Origin of the sequence: Streptomyces sp. NPDC101234, assembly GCF_044767525.1 — a bacterium.
Taxonomy (GTDB): Bacteria; Actinomycetota; Actinomycetes; order Streptomycetales; family Streptomycetaceae; genus Streptomyces; species Streptomyces sasae.
In genome coordinates this window covers 163,236-182,130 of sequence record NZ_JBIWOA010000021.1, presented here as the reverse complement: position 1 = coordinate 182,130, position 18,895 = coordinate 163,236, and the positions used below count along the sequence as shown (strand labels likewise).

At 73.6% G+C, this 18,895-nt stretch carries 14 protein-coding genes and 1 pseudogene; 11 read left to right on the top strand and 4 right to left on the bottom strand.

Annotated elements, in window-relative coordinates; translation table 11 throughout:
- The 3 genes from ACIRR9_RS33755 to ACIRR9_RS33745 all read left to right on the top strand — a co-directional run bounded on the left by ACIRR9_RS33755 (position 1) and on the right by ACIRR9_RS33745 (position 3,073).
- A complete protein-coding gene (locus tag ACIRR9_RS33755; protein ID WP_403759731.1) occupies positions 1-1,155 on the top strand; it encodes a sensor histidine kinase in 1,155 nt (384 codons plus the stop codon).
- Positions 1,156-1,169: 14 nt separating this feature from the next.
- A complete protein-coding gene (locus tag ACIRR9_RS33750) occupies positions 1,170-1,814 on the top strand; it encodes a response regulator (RefSeq protein WP_403759728.1) in 645 nt (214 codons plus the stop codon).
- A gap of 101 nt (positions 1,815-1,915) precedes the next feature.
- Positions 1,916-3,073, top strand: coding sequence for an ROK family protein (locus tag ACIRR9_RS33745; RefSeq protein ID WP_403759726.1), 1,158 nt, complete (start codon positions 1,916-1,918; stop codon positions 3,071-3,073).
- 122 nt (positions 3,074-3,195) lie between these two features.
- Here the strand turns inward: ACIRR9_RS33745 and ACIRR9_RS33740 are convergent, their stop codons facing one another.
- Both ACIRR9_RS33740 and ACIRR9_RS33735 read right to left on the bottom strand, forming a co-directional pair.
- Positions 3,196-3,957: a GntR family transcriptional regulator gene (locus ACIRR9_RS33740; protein ID WP_403759723.1), complete on the bottom strand. Its 762-nt coding sequence runs from the start codon at positions 3,955-3,957 to the stop codon at positions 3,196-3,198.
- Positions 3,958-4,197: 240 nt separating this feature from the next.
- Positions 4,198-5,082 carry an RNA polymerase sigma-70 factor gene (locus tag ACIRR9_RS33735; protein ID WP_403759720.1) on the bottom strand — a complete coding sequence of 295 codons (885 nt, stop codon included), beginning with the start codon at positions 5,080-5,082 and terminating at the stop codon, positions 4,198-4,200.
- 226 nt (positions 5,083-5,308) lie between these two features.
- Between ACIRR9_RS33735 and ACIRR9_RS33730 the strand changes: the two genes are divergently transcribed.
- Positions 5,309-5,956: an NADPH-dependent F420 reductase gene (locus tag ACIRR9_RS33730; protein WP_403759717.1), complete on the top strand. Its 648-nt coding sequence runs from the start codon at positions 5,309-5,311 to the stop codon at positions 5,954-5,956.
- Between the two features lie 110 nt (positions 5,957-6,066).
- Positions 6,067-6,897, top strand: a complete 831-nt coding sequence (locus ACIRR9_RS33725) for an alpha/beta fold hydrolase (protein WP_403759714.1) — start codon at positions 6,067-6,069, stop codon at positions 6,895-6,897.
- An 834-nt stretch (positions 6,898-7,731) separates the two neighbouring features.
- Here ACIRR9_RS33725 and ACIRR9_RS33720 read toward each other — a convergent pair.
- Positions 7,732-8,145: pseudogene (locus ACIRR9_RS33720) on the bottom strand (EamA family transporter); the annotation flags it as partial.
- Here ACIRR9_RS33720 and ACIRR9_RS33715 point away from each other — a divergent pair.
- From ACIRR9_RS33715 to ACIRR9_RS33695, 5 genes are all read left to right on the top strand, one after another.
- The gene (locus ACIRR9_RS33715) at positions 8,136-9,566 is read left to right on the top strand and encodes a PLP-dependent aminotransferase family protein (protein ID WP_403759711.1); all 1,431 of its coding nucleotides are present in this window, start codon (positions 8,136-8,138) and stop codon (positions 9,564-9,566) included. The pseudogene ACIRR9_RS33720 and the gene ACIRR9_RS33715 overlap by 10 nt on opposite strands.
- 125 nt (positions 9,567-9,691) lie before the next feature.
- Positions 9,692-11,272: an alkaline phosphatase D family protein gene (locus ACIRR9_RS33710; protein WP_403759708.1), complete on the top strand. Its 1,581-nt coding sequence runs from the start codon at positions 9,692-9,694 to the stop codon at positions 11,270-11,272.
- A 164-nt stretch (positions 11,273-11,436) separates the two neighbouring features.
- A complete protein-coding gene (locus ACIRR9_RS33705; RefSeq protein ID WP_403759705.1) occupies positions 11,437-12,858 on the top strand; it encodes an SWIM zinc finger domain-containing protein in 1,422 nt (473 codons plus the stop codon).
- On the top strand, positions 12,855-15,512 hold the full coding sequence (locus ACIRR9_RS33700) for a DUF6493 family protein (protein ID WP_403759703.1): 2,658 nt from the start codon (positions 12,855-12,857) through the stop codon (positions 15,510-15,512). Before ACIRR9_RS33705 ends, ACIRR9_RS33700 begins: the two co-directional genes overlap by 4 nt.
- Positions 15,513-15,656: 144 nt before the next feature.
- Complete coding sequence (locus ACIRR9_RS33695) at positions 15,657-17,096, top strand: GNAT family N-acetyltransferase (protein WP_403759700.1); 1,440 nt, start codon at positions 15,657-15,659, stop codon at positions 17,094-17,096.
- A gap of 74 nt (positions 17,097-17,170) precedes the next feature.
- Here ACIRR9_RS33695 and ACIRR9_RS33690 read toward each other — a convergent pair whose 3' ends face one another.
- Positions 17,171-18,328, bottom strand: a complete 1,158-nt coding sequence (locus tag ACIRR9_RS33690) for a trans-sulfuration enzyme family protein (RefSeq protein WP_403759697.1) — start codon at positions 18,326-18,328, stop codon at positions 17,171-17,173.
- A gap of 59 nt (positions 18,329-18,387) precedes the next feature.
- On the opposite strand from ACIRR9_RS33690, the gene ACIRR9_RS33685 reads away from it, so the two are divergent.
- Positions 18,388-18,879 carry an Lrp/AsnC family transcriptional regulator gene (locus ACIRR9_RS33685; RefSeq protein WP_365339856.1) on the top strand — a complete coding sequence of 164 codons (492 nt, stop codon included), beginning with the start codon at positions 18,388-18,390 and terminating at the stop codon, positions 18,877-18,879.
- Positions 18,880-18,895: the final 16 nt, after the last annotated feature.

The window sequence follows — 18,895 nt, the reverse complement described above, 5'->3', positions numbered from 1 at the left end:
ATGGCCCGATTTCTGCGCCCGCTGCTGCGGGGGACGACGTACACCCGCCTGCTGCATCTGTGGGTGCCGCTGCTCGTCGTCGGCCTGTGGCTCTTCGTCGACCCGTCGACGCCCTGGGTGCCCGCGCTGGTGCTGGTTCCGGTCGGGCTGATCCCCGCCGTGCGCCGGGGCGAGGGCGTGCAGGCCCGGCTGCTGCTCACGCCCGGTGAGGAGGGCTCGGAGATCTCGGAGACGCCGTCGGCGACCTGGCGGGACCGGAGCCGCACCGTGCTGTGGCTGGAGGCGCGGATGGTCCTCGGCTCTGCGGGCGCGCTGGCTTCGGTGTGGCTGCCGGCCATCGCGTTCGACCTCGCCAGGCTCGCGGCGGGGCAGGAGCCCGGCGGCATTCCGCTCCTCGACACCCTGCGTCCGCACTGGGCGTACGCCCTGCTGGTGCCGCTCCCGCTGATCGCCTTGTACGGGGCCGTCGTCGGGTTCGGGGAGCTGATCACCGCGCTGGCCCGGCGGCTGCTCGGCCCGTCCGCGGCGGAGCGGCTCGCGGCCTTGGAGGAGCGCACCGAGCAACTGCTGGAACGCACGCGCATCGCGCGCGAGTTGCACGACTCCATCGGACACGCCCTGACAGTGGCGGTCGTACAGGCCGGGGCGGCCCGGGCGGCGGGGGATCCCGACTTCACCGACCGGGCGCTCGCCGCCATCGAGGAGACCGGCCGCAGCGCGCTGGAGGATCTGGAACGGGTGCTCGGCGTGCTGCGTGAGTCGCGGCAGCCGGTGAGCGGGCGGCCCACGCTGGCCGACGCCGACCGGCTCCTGGAGTCCGCGCGGGCCTCGGGCGCGAAGGTCGACGCGGAGGTCGCCGGTGCGCTGGAGACGCTGCCGGGTCCGGTCTCCCGGGAGGGCTACCGGATCCTCCAGGAGGCGCTCACCAATGTGCTGCGGCATGCGGGGGCCGTGCCGGTGCGGGTCCGGGTGGCCGTGGCCGACGGGGTCCTGGTGCTGGAGGTCCGCAATCCGCTCACTACGGCGGTACCCGGGCCCGGGCGGGGCAGCGGACTGCGCGGGATACGCGAGCGCGCCGCCCTGCTCGGGGGCCACGCGCGGACCGGTCCCGACGAGGGCGACTGGCAGGTGCACGCCGAGCTGCCGATGGGCTGATCTACGCTGGCCGGATGCCGGTGACCGTGCTCCTCGTCGATGACGAACCGCTCGTACGCGCGGGTCTGCGTGCCGTGTTGGAGGCGCAGCCCGACATCGAGGTGGTCGGTGAGGCGGCGGACGGGGCGGCGGTGATCCCACTGGTGCGGCAGTTGCGGCCGGACGTGGTCGCCATGGACGTACGGATGCCGCTGCTGGACGGGATCGCGGCCACGCGCGCGGTGCTGCGCACGGTGGCGGAGCCGCCCAAGATCCTCGTGGTGACGACGTTCGAGGACGACGAGTACGTGTACGAGGCGCTGCGCGCGGGTGCCGACGGGTTTCTGCTGAAGCGGGCCCGCCCGGCCGAGATCGTGCACGCCGTACGGCTGGTCGCCGAGGGTGAGTCGCTGCTGTTCCCCGCGTCGGTACGGCAGCTCGCGGCCCGGTACGGGGAGCGCGGGGACGCGCTGGCGGGGGCACGGCTGACCGAGCGGGAGGCCGAGGTGCTGCGGCTCATGGCACAGGGGCTGTCCAACGCCGAGATCGCCGGGGAGCTGGTCATCGGCACCGAGACCGTGAAGTCCCATGTGGGGGCCGTGCTGGCGAAGCTCGGGGCGCGGGACCGCACCCAGGCGGTGATCGCGGCGTACGAGTCGGGCTTCGTCGCACCCCGCTGAGCGCGGATCTCCGTCAGATCGGGGGCTCCGGACACTCGCCGGGGTCGTCGGTACCGAAGTACGATCCGGCCAACACGCAGGGCGAGCTGGGAGGACGGACGTTGGCGGGGCTGACCGGCGGTGATCCGTCTCTGCTGCGAAGGATCAATTCCGCGGTGGTGCTGCACGCGCTGCGTGCCACGGACTGCGCGACGCTCACCGAGATCACCCGGGTGACCGGACTGTCCAGGCCGACCGTCGAGGGGGTCGTCGAAGGGCTCATCGAGGGCGGTCTGGTCGTCGAGAAGGCTGTCGAGGAAGGCGCCACCCGGCGGCAGGGGCGGCCCGCGCGACGGTACCGGTTCCGGGCCGAAGCCGGACATCTGCTGGGCCTGGAGATAGGCGCGCACCGGGTGGCCGCACTCCTGGCCGACCTGGACGGGCGGGTGCTGGGGGCACAGACCAAGGACGTGGACGAGACGGCCGACGCGGACGAGCGGCTGGAGCGGCTGCGTACCGCGGTCGCCGAACTGCTGCGCCGGGCCGGGGTGCCGCGCAGTTCGCTGCGGGCCGTCGGGGTCGGTACGCCGGGCATCGTCGAGGCGGACGGCACGGTACGGCTGGGCACCGCGCTGCCCCAGTGGACGGGGCTGCGCCTCGGCGAGCGGCTGAGCCGGTCCTTCAAGTGCCCGGTGCTGGTGGAGAACGACGCCAACGCGGCGGCGGTGGCCGAGCACTGGAAGGGCGCCGCCACCGAGTCCGACGACGTGGTGATGGTGCTGGCCGGGCTGAGCCCGGGGGCCGGTTCGCTGATCGGCGGGCGGCTGCACCGGGGGTACGGCGGGGCGGCCGGGGAGATCGGCGCGCTGCATCTGCTGGGCCGGGAGGTGACCCCGGAGACGCTGCTGTCCACCACCGACGAGCCGCTGCATCCGCTGGACGAGCAGGCGGTCGCCGAGGTGTTCGCGCTCGCCCGGAAGGGGGATGCGCGAGCGCGGGCCGCCGTCGACCGGTTCATCCAGCGGCTGGTGCACGACGTGGCCGCGCTCGTCCTGGCGCTGGACCCGGAACTGGTGGTGATCGGCGGCTGGGCGGCAGGCCTCGACGGCGTCCTGGAGCCGCTGCGCCGCGAACTCGCCCGCTACTGTCTGCGTCCGCCGAAAGTGGCCCTCTCCCTCCTCGGCGAGGCGGCGGTGCCGACGGGGGCGCTGCGGCTCGCCCTGGACCATGTGGAGGAGCAGCTGTTCGCGGTGGACGGGACGGTCACCGCACGCCGCTGAGCGGTGTCCTCGCAAACGCGTCGCGCCCCGGAGAAGTTCCGGGGCGCGGGCCGGCCGGGGCGGTGGCTCCCGGGCGGTGGCTACGAGGCACTGGCTGCGAGGCAGCGGCTACGGGACGTTGACTACGAGGCTTGGCGCTCGGGTCCGTGGTGGATCTCGACGCCGCCGGTGTCGCCGAAGGTCAGCCGGCAGGTGTCCGCCCGGTAGGTGGCGACGGACAGCGCGGCGGTGCGGCCTTCGGCGAGGAAGCGGGTGGTGACCACGAGGACCGGGGCACCGGGGAGCCGGTCGAGTTCCTTGGCGTCGTCCGCGCGGGCCGAGCCGAGCTCCACCGCACGGTCCTGGCCCTCCAGCTCCAGGCGCTGCAGCTCGCGCAGCACCGCACGCGCGCGTGCCGCCCCGGACGGCGCGTCGATCGCCGTCAGGTCCGGGACCGAGGACGCCGGGATGTAGAGCAGCTCGGCGGCGACGGGCTGGCCGTGGGAGACGCGGGAGCGGCGCACGATGTGCACGGGCTCGTCCGCGCCCGTCTCCAGGGCAGTCGCGACGGCGGCGGGCGGCGCCGCGAGGGTGCAGTCCACGGACTGCCAGGCGTCGTCGGGGGCGCCCGGCCAGACATCCTGGTCGGTGCCCACGGCCACGCCCATGCGCGGCGGCGCGACCGTCGTACCGACGCCACGGCGGCGCTGCAGACGGCCTTCCAGTTCGAGCTGTTCGAGGGCCTGACGGAGGGTGGCACGGGCCACGCCGAAGCGGGCCGCGAGGTCGCGCTCGTTGGGCAGGATCTCGCCGACCGAGAACTCCGAGTCGAGTGCCTCACTGAGCACGGTCTTGAGATGCCAGTACTTCGGTTCCGGCACCGATTCCAGCTGCGTGGTCCCCACCCTGTCCTCCGCAATCGCCGTGGTCCGGCGGGCGTTTTAGCGCCCTTATTTATTAAAGGTTGTTGTACTTATCTGCGACCATAGGGCGGCGCACACCCTTGGTCAAGACCAATCCTCGATCCCTTGGCCAACGCACAGGAGCGCCGCCGTACAGCGTTCATGAGGCGTTCGCACAAGGTCGTTTTCGTGACATGGCGGCAAAGCTCCCGTCGCCCGACGGGAGCCACCTGGAAGCGGGGATCAGAGGTCCGCGAGGGACCGCGTCTTGTCGGGGTTGCGGATGATGTGGACGGTCCGGACCAGGCCGTCGGCGACATCCAGCTGGAGGACACTGTCCGGCTCGTCCTCCGTCAGGAGGAGCACGGCGAGTCCGCCGTTGATCTCCAGGAACCGCGAGGACATGCCGGCGCCTTCCTTGCGGGCGACACCGAGGAGGAACCGGCCGACCTTGGCGGGGGTGACGATGACGCGCAGTGCCGCGGTCGCCTTGCCGCCGCCGTCGCTGACCAGGCGCACGTCCGGGGCCAGCAGGGACATCAGCCCCTCCAGGTCGCCCTCGGCCGCGGCGGCGAGGAAGCGTTCGGTCAGGTCCCTGCGCTGGGCCGGGTCGACCTCGTAGCGCGGCCTGCGCTCGTCCACGTGCCGACGGGCCCGCCCGGCGAGTTGCCGCACCGCGGCCTCACCCCGGTCGAGCATGGCCGCGATCTCGGCGTGCGGGAATCCGAAGGCCTCGCGCAGCACGAAGACGGCGCGCTCCAGGGGTGACAGCGACTCCAGGACGACAACGACGGCAAGGGAGACGGAGTCGGCCAGTTCGGCGCGCTCGGCGGTGTCGGGGGCGGTGGCGGCGAAGTCGGTGACGTACGGCTCGGGCAGCCAGGGGCCGACATAGGTCTCACGGCGTGCCTGGATCTGGCGGTACCGGTCGACGGCGAGCCGGGTGGTGATGCGCACGAGGTAGCCGCGCGGTTCGCGTACCTCGCCCCGGTCGGCGCGGGACCAGCGCAGCCAGGCGTCCTGGACCACGTCCTCCGCGTCGGCCACACGGCCGAGCATGCGGTAGGCGACTCCCATGAGCACGGGACGGTGTTCCTCGAAGACATCGGTCAGGGTGTCGGCGGTCACGGCCCCATCCCATCCGACACGTTCCCTCGTGTCCAGGCGGCCGCATGCGACGCGTTCCACCCCCGTCCGGGCGGCCGCGTACGACACGTTCCACCCCGTCCAGGCGGCCGCGTACAACACGTTCCACCCCCCGTCCGGGCGGAATCGGTCCGTCCACCGTGGGCCCGGCCCAGAATGATCCGCGGACCGCCGGTGACCGGCGGTCCGGGCACGGGGAGGTCGGCCGATGCGGTACGCGGTACTGGGCACGGGCGAGGTGGGCCGCACACTGGGCGGCAAGCTGGTCGCGCTGGGGCACGAGGTGACCCTCGGTTCGCGCACCGGGGACAGTCCGGCCGCACTGGAGTGGGCCCGCGAGACCGGCGGGGGCGCCGGTACGTTCGCGGAGGCCGCGGCGGCCGCCGAGGTGGTCGTGAACGCGGTGGGCGGCCGGGTGGCACTGGCGGCGCTGGAGGCGGCGGGCGCGGAGCATCTCGCCGGCAAGGTCGTCGTGGACGTCTCCAATCCGCTGGCGTTCGAGGACGGCCGGGTGCGGTTGGACCCCGTGGAGTCGGACAGCGTCGGCGAGCAGCTCCAGCGGGCGTTCCCGCACGCGCGCGTGGTGAAGACGCTGAACACCGTCAACTGCCGGGTGATGGTGGATCCGGCGCGGGTGCCCGGCGAGCACGTCCTGTTCGTGTGCGGCGCGGACGCCGAGGCCAAGGCGCAGGTGACCGCGCTGCTCGGGGAGTTCGGCTGGCCGGCCGAGCGAGTGGTGGACCTGGGCGGGATCGAGGGGTCGCGCGCGGTGGAGATGTGGCTGCCGCTGTGGCTCACGCTCATGCAGCGCTTCGGGCACCCGGATTTCAACCTGGAGCTGCGCAGGGCGCGTTGAGCCGGTCCCGCCGCGGATGCGCGACACGCCTCGTCGGGGACTACCCGCCAGTAGTAATTGCTGACAAGCTGTCTACGGCGTCCGCCGAAGTCCCAGCCGAGGAGCCCCCGATGTCCGCCACCGTCTCCTTCAAGGTCCCGACCCCGCACGGCCGGCGGGACGTGACCGTCTCGTACGCGCGCGTGGGCCGTGGCGAGCCGCTCGTCCTGATCCACGGCATAGGGCATCACCGGCAGGCCTGGGACCCGGTAGTGGACATCCTCGCCACCGAGCGGGACGTGATCGCCGTGGACCTGCCCGGTTTCGGCGCCTCCCCCGGTCTTCCCGAGGGCCTCGCCTACGACCTGACGACGACCAACTCCGTGCTCGGTGCCCTGTTCGAGGCCCTGGAGCTGGACCGGCCGCATGTGGCGGGCAACTCGCTGGGCGGGCTGCTGGCCCTGGAACTGGGCCGCGAGCAGCTCGTACGGTCCGTCACCGCCCTCTCCCCCGCCGGGTTCTGGTCGCAGGCGGAGCGGCGCTACGCGTTCGGTGTGCTCATCGCCATGCGGCGGATCGCGGAGCGGCTGCCGCTGCCGATGGTCGAGCGGCTGTCCCGGACGGCCGCCGGACGGACGGCCCTGACCAGCACCATCTACGCCCGCCCGGCACGCCGTTCACCCGAGGCCGTGGTCGCCGAGACGCTCGCGCTCGCGCGCGCCACCGGGTTCGCCGACACCCTGCGGTCGGGCTCCGCCGTCCAGTTCACCGACGACGTCCCCGGCATCCGGGTCACCGTGGGCTGGGGCACCCGGGACATGCTGCTGGTGCGCCGCCAGGGCGTCCGGGCCAAGCAGATCATCCCCAAGGCCCGCCTGGTCCGGCTGCCCGGCTGCGGGCACTGCCCGATGAACGACGATCCGGCGCTGGTCGCGCGGGTCATCCTCGACGGCAGCCGCTGACGGACGGCCGGGAAGCGACACCGCACGGACGTCCACCGACCGGCGGCCGACGACGCCACGCAGAGCGCGGACGACCACCGACCGGCGGCCGATGACGCGGCGCGGAACGCAGACAACCGACAAGCGGCGGCCGTCGGCGCCACGCAGAGCGGGGATGACCGACGAGCGGCGGCCACCGGCACGACGCGGACCACCGGCATCCCCCGTGCCGTGGTCGGCCGCGCGTCCCGAGGCGGGGCCCTGAGCTCGGGCGGGCGCTGAGCCGCGGTCGGCGCGGCGGGGCAGGATGTCGTCGGTCGTCTTCCGGCGCTTGCGGCCGAGACCGCGCAGGGCGCCGGAGCCCACCGCGACGCCGACGCCGACCAGGGCGCCACCGGCGGCCTGGGCGAGCCCGTAGGATCCCGTTCCGACGAGCGGGGCGGTGCCGACGGCCGTGAGCGGGACGAGTCCGGTGAAGAGCGTCGCGCGCTCCGTGCCGATCCGCTGGACGCCCATGTACCAGCACACGAAGCCGACGACGGTGACGACTCCCGCCTGCCACAGCAGCGCGGCCGTCTCCACGGCATCGGGCCTGCGCAGCCACGCCCCGCCGTCGAGCGCGACCCCGGCGACCGCCGCCTCGGCCGCGGCGAGGGCGCACACGGTGGCGGTCAGCAGCCGCGGCCCGAGCGCCCGCAGGACCGGCCCCGCGAGCACCGCGAACCCCACCTCACCGGCCAGCGCGCACACCGAGAAGGCGATCCCGCTCGGGTCCGTCCGCCCCCAGCCCTGGACGGCGAAGGCGCCGACTGCCACCAGCAACGCCCCGTAGAACACCCCTCCTTGGGGCCGGCACCCGTCGAGCAGCGGGACCAGGACCGCGACCACCACCGGCGCACAGCCCACGAAGACACCCGGGACAGCCGGTTCCGCGGTGCGCTCGGCCGCGAGGATCGCCAGGTTGAAGCCGACCATTCCGACCGCGGCGAGCAGGGCCAGCCGCAGCCAGGCCCGCGCCCCGAGCCCGCGCAGCCGCTCGGCCGCACCCGGCCCGGCGAACGGTACGAGCAGCGCACAGGCGAGCCCGTAGCGGACGAACTGCCCTCCCGCGTGGGGGTAGTGGCCCAGCAAGCTGTTCGCGGTGAAGGAGCCGCCGACAAGGACGTAGGCGAGCGCGGTCAGTCGGGCGCCGCGGGTGATGGTCGCGTTCACGAGGACGACGCTAGGAACACGGGCGGTCCGGATTAAGGTCCACTTCCATGACGTCATCGGGGACCAATCCGGGCGCCCTGCCCGGTTCCGCCGCATGGGAGGTGTTGCTGCCGGCCGCCTCGGCACCGGCACGCGCGCGTGGCCGTTTCCTCCAGGCGGCCCTGCGCGAGGCGATCCGCGCGGGACGGCTCGCGCCCGGGACCCGGCTGCCGTCGAGCCGCGAGCTGGCGCAGGACCTCGGGGTGTCGCGCGGACTGGTCACGGAGGCGTACGAGCAGCTGGCGGCGGAGGGCTACCTGCGCAGCGGCCGGGGTGCGGGCACCTGGGTGGGCGGTGCCGTACGGGCGGCGTCGCCACGCGCGCGTGACCTCGCGCCGCGCCCACGCGGTGTCCGGGTGGACTTCGTGCCGGGGTCACCGGATCTGGCCCTGTTCCCGCGCGCCGCCTGGGCCGCCGCGCAGCGCGAGGTGCTGGCGGAGCTGCCGCACCGCGACCTCGGCTACCCGGACCCGCGCGGACTGCCCCGGCTGCGCTCGGCCCTCGCCGAACTGCTGGCCCGGCGCCGGGGTGCGGTCGCCGATCCGGAGCGGATCGTGGTCGTCTCCGGAGTTGCGCAGGCGGCGACGCTCCTCGGATTCGTGCTGCACGCGCGCGGGATGCGCGAGATCGGCGTGGAGGACCCCGGCAGCCCGCAGCACGACGGCCTGTACGCGGCGGCCGGGATGGGCACCGTGCCGCTGCCGCTGGACGACGAGGGCCTGGCGCTGCGCCCCCTGTTCGATGCGGGCGTACGTGCGGTGGTGACGACGCCCGCCCACCAGTACCCGACCGGGATCGCCTACTCCGCCGAGCGCCGCACCCGGCTCCTGGACTGGGCCCGTTCGGTGGACGGTCTGCTGCTGGAGGACGACTACGACGGGGACTTCCGTTACGACCGCGCCCCGGTCGGCGCGCTCCAGGGCCTCGATCCCGAGCGTGTGGCCTACATGGGGTCGGTCAGCAAATCGCTCGCGCCGGGACTGCGGCTGGGCTGGCTGCTGGTGCCGGAGTCCCTGGCGGACGACGTCGTGGACCGCAAACGGACCATGGATCTGGGGCACCCCGCGCTGGACCAGGCGGCGTTCGCACGGTTCCTGGAGCGCGGCGACTACGACCGCCAACTGCGCCGCTGCCAGCGGGCCTACCGGGAACGGCGGGACGTCCTGGTCGCCGCGCTCGCCGAACACTTCCCGCACGCGCGCGTGTCCGGGATCGCGGCGGGGCTGCACGCGATCGCCGAACTGCCCCAGTCCTACGGGCCGGAGAGCCGGTTCGCGGAGCGGGTGGCGGCGGCCGGGGTCGCGGTGCGTCCCCTTGGCGAGTGCACGCACGCGCGGAGCGACGGTTCCGTCGTACGGCTGGTGCTGGGGTACGCGCAGCTGTCTCCGGCGCGGATCCGGGAGGGGGTGCGGCTCATGGCGGAGGCTCTCGAAGGATGACGGCGACCCGGCCGGCCCCGCTTCCGGCGCCCGTCCGTTGTTCACCCGCGGTTTCCGTGTGCGCTGCGGCGCCCCAGTAGTTGTGGCTGTGCACATCGGCCGGATCCCGTCCTGGAGGCCCTTCCATGTCCCTTTCGCTCCCCGGCCGCCGCAGCGTGCTGCGCGGCTCGCTCGCCGCGGCGGCGGCCCTGACCCTGCCCACGGCGCTCGGTTCGGCACCGGCGTTCGCACTGTCCGGGCGTCCCCGCGCGGACTGGGGCGTACAGGCGGGCGACGTGACCGCCGGCTCCGGCCTGGTGTGGGTCCGTTCGGACCGGCCGGCCCGGATGATCGTGGAGACCTCGGCCACCGAGTCGTTCCGGGGCGCCCGCAGATGGCACGGTCCGCTGCTCGGTTCCGGCAGCGACTTCACCGGCACCACCCGGCTGCACGGGCTGCCGTCCGGCGAGCAGATCCACTACCGCGTACTGCTCGCCGACCCCGACGACCCGCGGCGCACCGGCGAACCGGTCAGCGGCACCTTCCGGACGGCCTCCGCGCGCCGCCGCCAGGGCGTGAAGTTCGTGTGGTCGGGCGACCTGGCAGGACAGGGCTGGGGCATCAACGAGTCCATCGGCGGCTACCGCATCTTCGACGCGATGGCGAAGCTGGACCCCGACTTCTTCCTCTGCAGCGGTGACAACATCTACGCCGACGGCGTGATCTCGGCGACCCAGGCGCTGCCCGACGGCAGCCTGTACCGCAACGTCACCAGCGAGGAGAAGTCGCACGTCGCGGTCACCCTGGACGACTTCCGCGGCAACTTCCGCTACAACCTGCTGGACCAGGCGCTGCGCCGGTTCAACGCCCAGGTGCCGAACGTCATCCAGTGGGACGACCACGAGGTCCGCAACAACTGGTACCCGGGCGAGGTCATCGGCACCGGCACCGCCTACCCGGCCGGCACCAGGCTGGACGACATGGCGCTGCGCTCCCGCCAGGCGTTCTCCGAGTACTTCCCGATCTCCACGATCAGCGGCCGCCCGGACGGCCGGATCTACCGCGTCCACCACCACGGCCCGCTCCTCGACGTGTTCGTGCTCGACATGCGGACCTACCGCAACGCCAACTCGCCCGACGACCAGAAGACCGACCCGCAGGGCATCCTCGGCGCCGAGCAGTTGGAGTGGCTCAAGCGCGAGCTGTCCCGGTCCCGGGCGGTGTGGAAGGTCATCGCCGCGGACATGCCGCTCGGTCTCGTCGTACCCGACCCGGTGGAGGGCAAGGCGAACTTCGAGGCCGTCGCCCAGGGCGACCCGGGCGCGCCGCTCGGCCGTGAGCTGCAGATCGCCGAGCTGCTGCGGTACATCAAGCACCGCAGGATCACCGGCACGGTGTGGCTGACGGCCGACGTCCACCACACCTCCGCCCAGCACTACGACCCGTCGCGGGCCGCGTTCAAGGACTTCGCGCCGTTCTGGGAGTTCGTCTCCGGCCCGCTGAACGCCGGCGCCTTCCCGGCCAACGCGCTGGACGGCACGTTCGGACCCGACCGGGTGTTCGTCAAGGCGCCGACCGCCTCGAACGTGTCACCCGCGGAGGGCTACCAGTTCTTCGGCGAGGTCGACATCGACGGTGACAGCGGTGAACTGACGGTGCGTCTGCGCGAGTACGACGGCACCGTGCTGTTCACCCGGACCCTGCAGCCGGGCCGGGTCGGCCAGTAACTCCCGTACGCTTTTCCCAGGGCCGCGTATCGGCGTCATCCCCCGGTGCGCGGCCCTCTCACATCTCCCGGCACGGGTCCTGTCGCACCGCCGAACTCGCCCTCCCGCACGGCGTTTTCACAGGTCAGACCCGATTGTCAGTGGTCGCCTCTACGGTTTTTCCCATGACGCGATCTTCACAAGCCGTGGCCTATCGCCAACCCTCCGTGCTGCGCTCCGCCGCCGACGGACGCCACCTCGGGCTCGAGACCTCCCAGGGTGCGACACCCACCGGGGTCGAGGACCATCCGCGGTTCTTCGCGGGCTTTCTGACCTCGCCTCAGGTGGCCGCGGCCGGGCTGCTCGCGGTGGCCGACGTGGCGGCCGCGCGGTACTACCAGCCACAGCTGCGCGCCTCGCTGGACCCGGTGGTGACGGGCAACGGCGACCGGCTGCGCTTCGAGTCCTTCTCCGGCTGCGGCGGGGTGTACGCCCGGCTGGACGTCCTCGGCCCGGGCCTGGACGGCGGCGAGGTGGGCCACGGCACGACGAACGTGGACGTCAACAACCCGCTGCGCGAGGCGCTTTCCCGGATCGGCACGGACGATCCGCTCCATCTGCGGGTCGGGCCCGAGGAGCTGGCGGTCACCACACTCGACGGCCCGGTGGTGGAGAAGAAGGTCCCCCTCCCGGACCGGTGGCTGCGCGGCTTCGCGGAGGCCCAGGTCATAGCGGCGGGGTTCGATCTGCGGGCCGAGCTCCCGGCGGACGAGGCGGTGCGGTTCCTGCGCTCGCTCCCACGCGCGGGCACGGCGCGCCGGGGCTCGGCGGGACCGCGCTGGGTGGTGCCGGCGGGCCGGGGGCTGCGGCCGACGACCCGTCCGGTGCCGGGCGCGGTGTGCCTGCCGGGGCCGGAGCGGCTGGCCGCGCTGCAGCGGGTGCTGCGCCATGCGACGGCGTTGCGGGTCTACGGCCCGCAGGGTGCCCTCGCCGCCTCCGGTACGGCCGCCGCCTGGGAGGTCGTGCTGCCGGGCATGCGGCTCACGCTGACCCTGTCGCCCGACGCGGCGCGCGGGTTCTCCGGTGAGGGCGGTGTGCTGGACGCACTCGCCACCGACGAGGCGGCCGAGGACGCGGAGCTGATCGCGGTGCTGCTGGCCTGGGAGCCCCGCGTCGACGTCGCCGACCTGGCGGCCTCGGCGGGCCTCACCCCGGAGCGGGTCCGCGCGGCCCTGGTCCGCCTCGGCACCTCGGGACGCGTCGGCTACGACACGGCGGAGGCCGCCTACTTCCACCGCGAACTGCCCTACGACGCCGGGCGCGTGGAGCGGCACAACCCCAGGCTGCGTTCGGCCCGGATGCTGGTGGCCGCGGGCGCGGTGGCCCTGGACGGCGATCTGGGCACGGTGACGGCCGAGGACGGTCATGTGCACCGGGTGCGGGACACGGCGGGGGTGCTGAGCTGCAGTTGTCTGTGGTGGGCGAAGTACCGGGGCGGGCGCGGACCGTGCAAGCACGCGCTGGCGGTGCGGATGGCGCGGCGGGGCGTCGCGTCGGGACAGGACGCCGGGCAGGACATGGCGGAGATCGGCGGGGGTGCGCGATGAGTGCGGTGCTGGAAGCGGTACGGGCGGGGCACGCCGGGGAGACGGCTCTGCTGGTGAAGAAGTTGACGGATGCCGAACGGCGGGCGCTGCTGCCCGAGTTGCAGGACCTGCGCAAGGATCTGCGGGCCGCTCCGTGGGAGACCCCCGCCCAGCGCAGCTATCCGGCGCTCCAGGTGGCCGGGGCGATGTGCCACTCGGGGGCCGCGGCCGCCGCGACCTGGATCGCCGGAGCCGACATGCGCTGGCGGCAGGCACCGGCGGAGACGCTGCTGAAGGCGCTGGCGGACCGGGACACCGGCTGGCAGGCCGACGTGGCCCGGCGGCTGTCCGCGCGGCCGGTCTCCGCGGACGTGTCGTTCGAGCTGATGGCGGGGCTGGTGCGCCGCTCGGGGTGTGAGGTGCCGGTGACGGACGCCTATGTGGTCGGCTGGGTCAGGCACATCGGCCGCACCTGGGGGCGCGTCCCCCTCGTCGACCGGCTGCGCGCGGAACCGGACCTGGCGCCGCTGGTGAACGGCCTGTTCGAGCTCTCCGACCTCGGTGACGTGAGGTGGCTGTTCGGCGACGGGCCCGGTTCGTGGCAGAGCGCCCTCGCCGAGCTCGCCCGCACGGGCACCCTGGACCGCAAGGTGATCGTGGACGCCTGTCTCGCCCGTCTGCTGCGCGGTGGCGGCCCGACCGACCACCGGGTCTTCCTGCCGCTGCTGGTCCAGCTCACCCTCACCCGGGGCGAGGAGCTCGAGCGCGTCGCCGACTGGACGGCCCTGGCCCGGGACGCCGTCTCCCCCGTGGCCGCCCACGCCCAGTCGGTGCTGGCCGCCCTCGCGCTCGACGGCGAGCTCACCGCGCGGCAACTGGCGGAGGCCTCCGAAGGGCTGCTGTTCCGCGCCGAGAAGAAGCTGGTGCATGCCCAGCTGGTGCTGCTCGGCAAGGTGCTCACCCGCGAGGCCGCCTCGACGGCGGAGCTGCTGCCGGCCGTGGCCCAGGCGTTCGGGCACGAGGACACCCAGGTGCAGGAGCGGGCGCTGAAGCTGGTGGAGCGGCATGTGAAGCGGCTCACCGAGGACTCGGCGGCCCGGGCCGGCATCGCGGACGCGGCCGAGCAGTTGAGCCCCGCCCTGCGCGCCCGTGCCGCCGCCCTGGGGATCGCGCCCGCATCGGCTCCCGAGGTGTACGAGGAGGTGCTGCCACCCGCCCCGGAGCCGTTCCGGCTCGCACCCGCGCCGGACTCGGCCGTGGAACTCGCCGAGGAGGTCTCGGCCCTGCTGGCGTCCGCCGGGGACGTGGCCGCGTTCGAGCGGGCTCTGGACGGCCTGGCCCGGCACGCCCACCGCGACCAGGACGCGCTGCGTAAGGCGCTCGAACCGGTGGCGGCCACCCGCTGGTGGCAGCCCGATTCGAGCGGCCGACGGTACGCCGAGGAGCACTTCGACCATCACCGGCGTGGCCTTCTCAACACCGAGAACGGCCTCGACCTGATCCTGGCCACGCTGTACGGGGAGGTGAGCACGTCCGCCCTGTTCGCCGCACTGCAGCACGGTCCGGCCGACCACGATTGCGCGCGCCACGGGTTCTCCCGGGTCATCGACGTCCGGTTCCGTGAACTCGCCTACCGGATACGTACGGATCCGCAGCCGCTGCTGCTGGCCACGCCGTCGTGGAGCACAGGACTTCTGGAGCCGGGCGATCTGGTCGACCGGCTCGACGCCTACCGTCGTCTCGGCGCCCGGGTGGGTGACGTCGACTTCGCACAGGCACTGTTGCGGGTCCGGCGCGAGGACCGCACCGCGGCCCTGGCCGCAGCCCGGCGCGCGAGCGAACTCGGCACGCCGGAAGGCGAGCGGCTGGCCCGCTGGTTGTCCGCCGGGGAGCCCGCCCTGCCCACGTCCGACCGTCGGACATCGGGTCCGCGCATCCTGATCGAGTCCGGTGAGGTCCTGGACCTCCAGGCGGACTTCCCCGAGGCGTTCCGGCGACTCGGCCGGCCGTTCACGGTGTCCGACGCCGTCCGGTACTGCTACCACTGGGGCCAGGAGGACCATCAGCACTGGCTGGCCACGCTCCCGGAGTTGCGCGAACTGGTCGCCGTGCGGCTGGTGCACGACCTCTCCGAGGCCGCCCTGGACGACCAGCGGGGCGTGGCCGCCGCCCTCCCGCTGCTCGCCGAGTCCGGCGGAGCGGCGGGCGAGAGCACGCAGCTGTGCGTGGCGTACGGCCTGGGCGCCCGGCATCCGGAGGACCGGCTGGCCGCGGTGGACGCGCTGCTGGTGCTGGCCGCGCGCGGACAGCTCGACGCGGAGCGGCTGGGCGCCGACCTGGGTCAGCTGGTCCAGCGCGGCGCGGTGAAGCCGTCGCGGCTGGCCGAGTCGGCACGGACGGCGGTGGCCACCGGGGCGAACACCACGATATGGGAGATGCTCCGGCACACCCTGCCCGTGCTGCTCGCCGACATGGCGACAGCGGGCACCGGCACCTCGGGGTCGGTCCATGGGCTCGGGGAACTGCTCTCGATCGCCGCCGAGTGCGCCGAGCGGTCGGGGGCCCGCGGCGATATACCCCATCTCGCCCAGGCGGCGGCCCGGCGCGGCTCGTCCCGGCTGGTGGTCCAGGCGCGGCGGCTGCGGGCCGCACTGGCCGAGGAGGCGGCCGCCTGACGGGTGTCGGAATCGGTCAATCCACAGGCACCAACCGCATCAAAAAATGGCGCAAAAACAACATAAGCACGCTTTACCCATCGGTCACAGAGCGTTCGTGATCACGCAACACCCTTCCTTCACAGTGGCTGCATGAATCGAGACATGTCTGATGTGACACGCGCACGGCACGGACGCCCCGTGCACCACTGGCGACGGGACGTCGTCGAACTCGCCGCCCTGTTCACCGCCGTCGCGGTGGCGGACGGGGTGGCCAACCTGGTCGGACACGGGCCCGACGGTCCGGCCCTGCTGGTGGTCTCGGCGCTGGTGCTGGCGGCCACGGCCGGGTTCCACGTCTGGTGGGCGAGGCGCCCAGGTCACGCACCTCCGGTGACGGATACCGATACCGGCGCCCGGCCGACCGTCGCCCGGACGGGGCAGGCCGGGCCCGGTGCAAACGCCCCGGCACCCGAAGGCACGACCGCCACGCTGTGGCGGTTGCGGACGACCGTGCGGGACGAGCCCGGTTCGCTGGCGGCCCTGTGCACCGCGCTCGCCGGGCACCGGGTGGACATCCTGAGCCTGCAGACGCATCCGCTGGGCGACGGCACGGTGGACGAGTTCCTGCTGCGGGCCCCCGGTGAGCTGACGGCCGGCGAGATCACCCGGGCGGTCGCCCTGGCCGGGGGCACGGACACCTGGATCGAGCGGGCCGATGCGCACGATCTGGTGGACGCCCCGACCCGGGTCCTGGGCCTCGCCACCCGAACCGCTTTGGACGCGGCGGAACTTCCGCTGGCACTCCGGCAGTTGTTGGGGAGGTGCACGATCCGCTCACTCCCCGCCCATCCGGTCGGCGGGGCCCGGAGCCCCGAGGCGGTCCCCGTCGAAGGGGCACTGGAGGACACCGTGATGCGGCTGCGCGCACCGGAAGGCGGAGTGATCACCGTGGAGCGGCCGTATCTGCCGTTCACCCCGACCGAGTTCGCGCGGGCGCGGGCGCTGGTGGAGCTGGACACCCGGCTCGGGCCGCGCATCCCGCGCAGCCAGGACGTGCTCACGCTGCCCGAGGGCAACGCGATCACCGTGCGCCGGGCCGACACCGGTGACCTGGAGGCGGCGAAGGCGATGCACGAGCGGTGCTCGGCGCGGACCCTGGGACTGCGCTACCACGGTCCGGTCACCGACGCGGACCGCTATCTGAACCACCTGCTCAGCCCGCGCTTCGGCCGGACGCTGGCGGTGCAGACCGCGTCGGGCCGGATCGTCGGCCTCGGGCATCTGCTGTGGGACGGGGACGAGACGGAGGTCGCGCTGCTCGTCGAGGACGAGTGGCAGCAGCGCGGCATCGGTGCGGAGCTGCTGGGCCGGCTGGTGGGCATGGCCGTCGAGGCGGGCTGCGAGAGCGTGTACGCGGTGACGCAGGCGTCCAACACGGGGATGGTGGCCGCGATGCGGGGGCTGGGGTTGCCGCTCGACTACCAGATCGAGGAGGGCACGCTGGTCATCACGGCGCGGCTGGCGGCGGAACCGAACAGTGCCGTGACTGCCGTGGGGCGGCTTTCCGGTGCGGGTGAGTCGGGGAGGACCGAAGCGCCGTAGAGGTTGCGGACTGCGCGGCGGCCGCGGGTGAATCCGTGGCCGGTCGCGCAGTTCTCCGCACCCCTGGCGGGGCGCTAGTGCGGCCCCAGCGCCCGGTCCAGGTCGGACCACAGGTCGTCCGCGTCCTCCAGGCCCACCGACAGACGCAACAGCCGGTCACTGACGCCGGCGCCCCGGCGGTCGTCGGCGTCGACGATGCGGTGGCTGATCGACGCCGGGTGCTGGATGAGGGTGTCGACGCTGCCGAGGCTGACGGCCGGGGTGATCAGCCGTACCCGGGAGACGACCTCGTGCGGGTCGCCGTACACCTCGAAGGCGATCATCGCGCCGCCCAGGCGCGGGTAGCGGACGCGGGCGACGCGCGGGTCGGCGGTGAGGCGGCGGGCGAGTTCGGCGGCGGTGGCGGAGGCGGCGCGGATCCTGACCGGGAGCGTGGCCAGGCCGCGCAGCAGCAGGTAGCCGGCCAGCGGGTGCAGGACGCCGCCGGTCGCGAAACGTATCTTCCTGAGCTGCCCGGCGAGTTCCTCGTCGCAGGCGACCACACCGCCCAGCACATCGCCGTGGCCGCCGAGGTACTTGGTGGCGCTGTGCAGTACCAGCCTGGCGCCGTGTTCGGCGGGGCGCTGGAGCACGGGGGTGGCGAAGGTGTTGTCGGCCAGCAGCGGGACCGTGCCGCAGGCGTGGGCGACGGCCCGCAGGTCGAGTTCGGCCAGGGTCGGGTTGGCCGGGGACTCGACCAGCACCAGGCCGGTGTCGGGGCGCAGCGCGTCGGTGATGCCGGCCGGATCGGTCCAGGTGACCTCGGTGCCGAGGAGACCGGCGGTGAGGAGGTGGTCGCTGCAGCCGTACAGGGGCCGTACGGCGACGACATGGCGCAGCCCCGTCGAGGCGCGGGCGAGGAGGACGGCGGACAGGGCGGCCATGCCGCTGGCGAAGGCGACGGCGGACTCGGTGCCTTCGAGGCGGGCCAGGGCGGTCTCGAAGCGGGCGACCGTCGGGTTGCCGAGGCGTCCGTAGACCGGAGGTCCCGTCGGGTCCGCGCCGTCGGTGGCGAAGGCGTCGATACGGGCGGCCTCGGCCCGGCTGTCGTACGACGGGTAGGTGGTGGACAGGTCGATCGGCGGGGCGTGCAGGCCCTGGCGGGCGAGATCGTCGCGGCCGGCGTGCACGGCCTCGGTGGCCAGGGCGCGCGGGGCGTCGGAGACGTGGTCACGGATGCTGACTGAGTCCATGGGCGCAGGGTGAACACTGCGCGGGGTGTGCGGTGTGAATGCCGTGTTACGTTCGATGCATGGCCGAATCTGTCGTACTGGATCCGGTGGATCTCCATCTGCTGCGGCTGCTGCAGAACGATGCCCGGACCACCTACCGCGATCTCGCCGCCCAGGTGGGTGTGGCGCCGTCGACGTGTCTGGACCGGGTGACCCGGCTGCGGCGGTCCGGAGTGATCCTCGGACACCGGCTGGAGCTCGATCCGGCCAAGCTCGGGCGCGGTCTGGAGGCGCTGCTGTCGGTGCAGGTCAGACCGCACCGACGGGAGCTGGTGGGGCCGTTCGTGGAGCGGATCCGGGCGCTGCCGGAGTCGCGGACGGTCTTCCATCTGACCGGTCCCGACGACTACCTCGTTCATGTGGCCGTGGCCGACATGACGGACCTGCAACGGCTGGTCCTGGACGAGTTCACGTCCCGGCGGGAAGTGGCCCGGGTGGAGACCCGGTTGATCTTCCAGCAGTGGGACTGCGGACCGCTGCTGCCGCCTACGCCGTCGGCTCAATCCCAGTGACGCGCGGCGGCCCGTC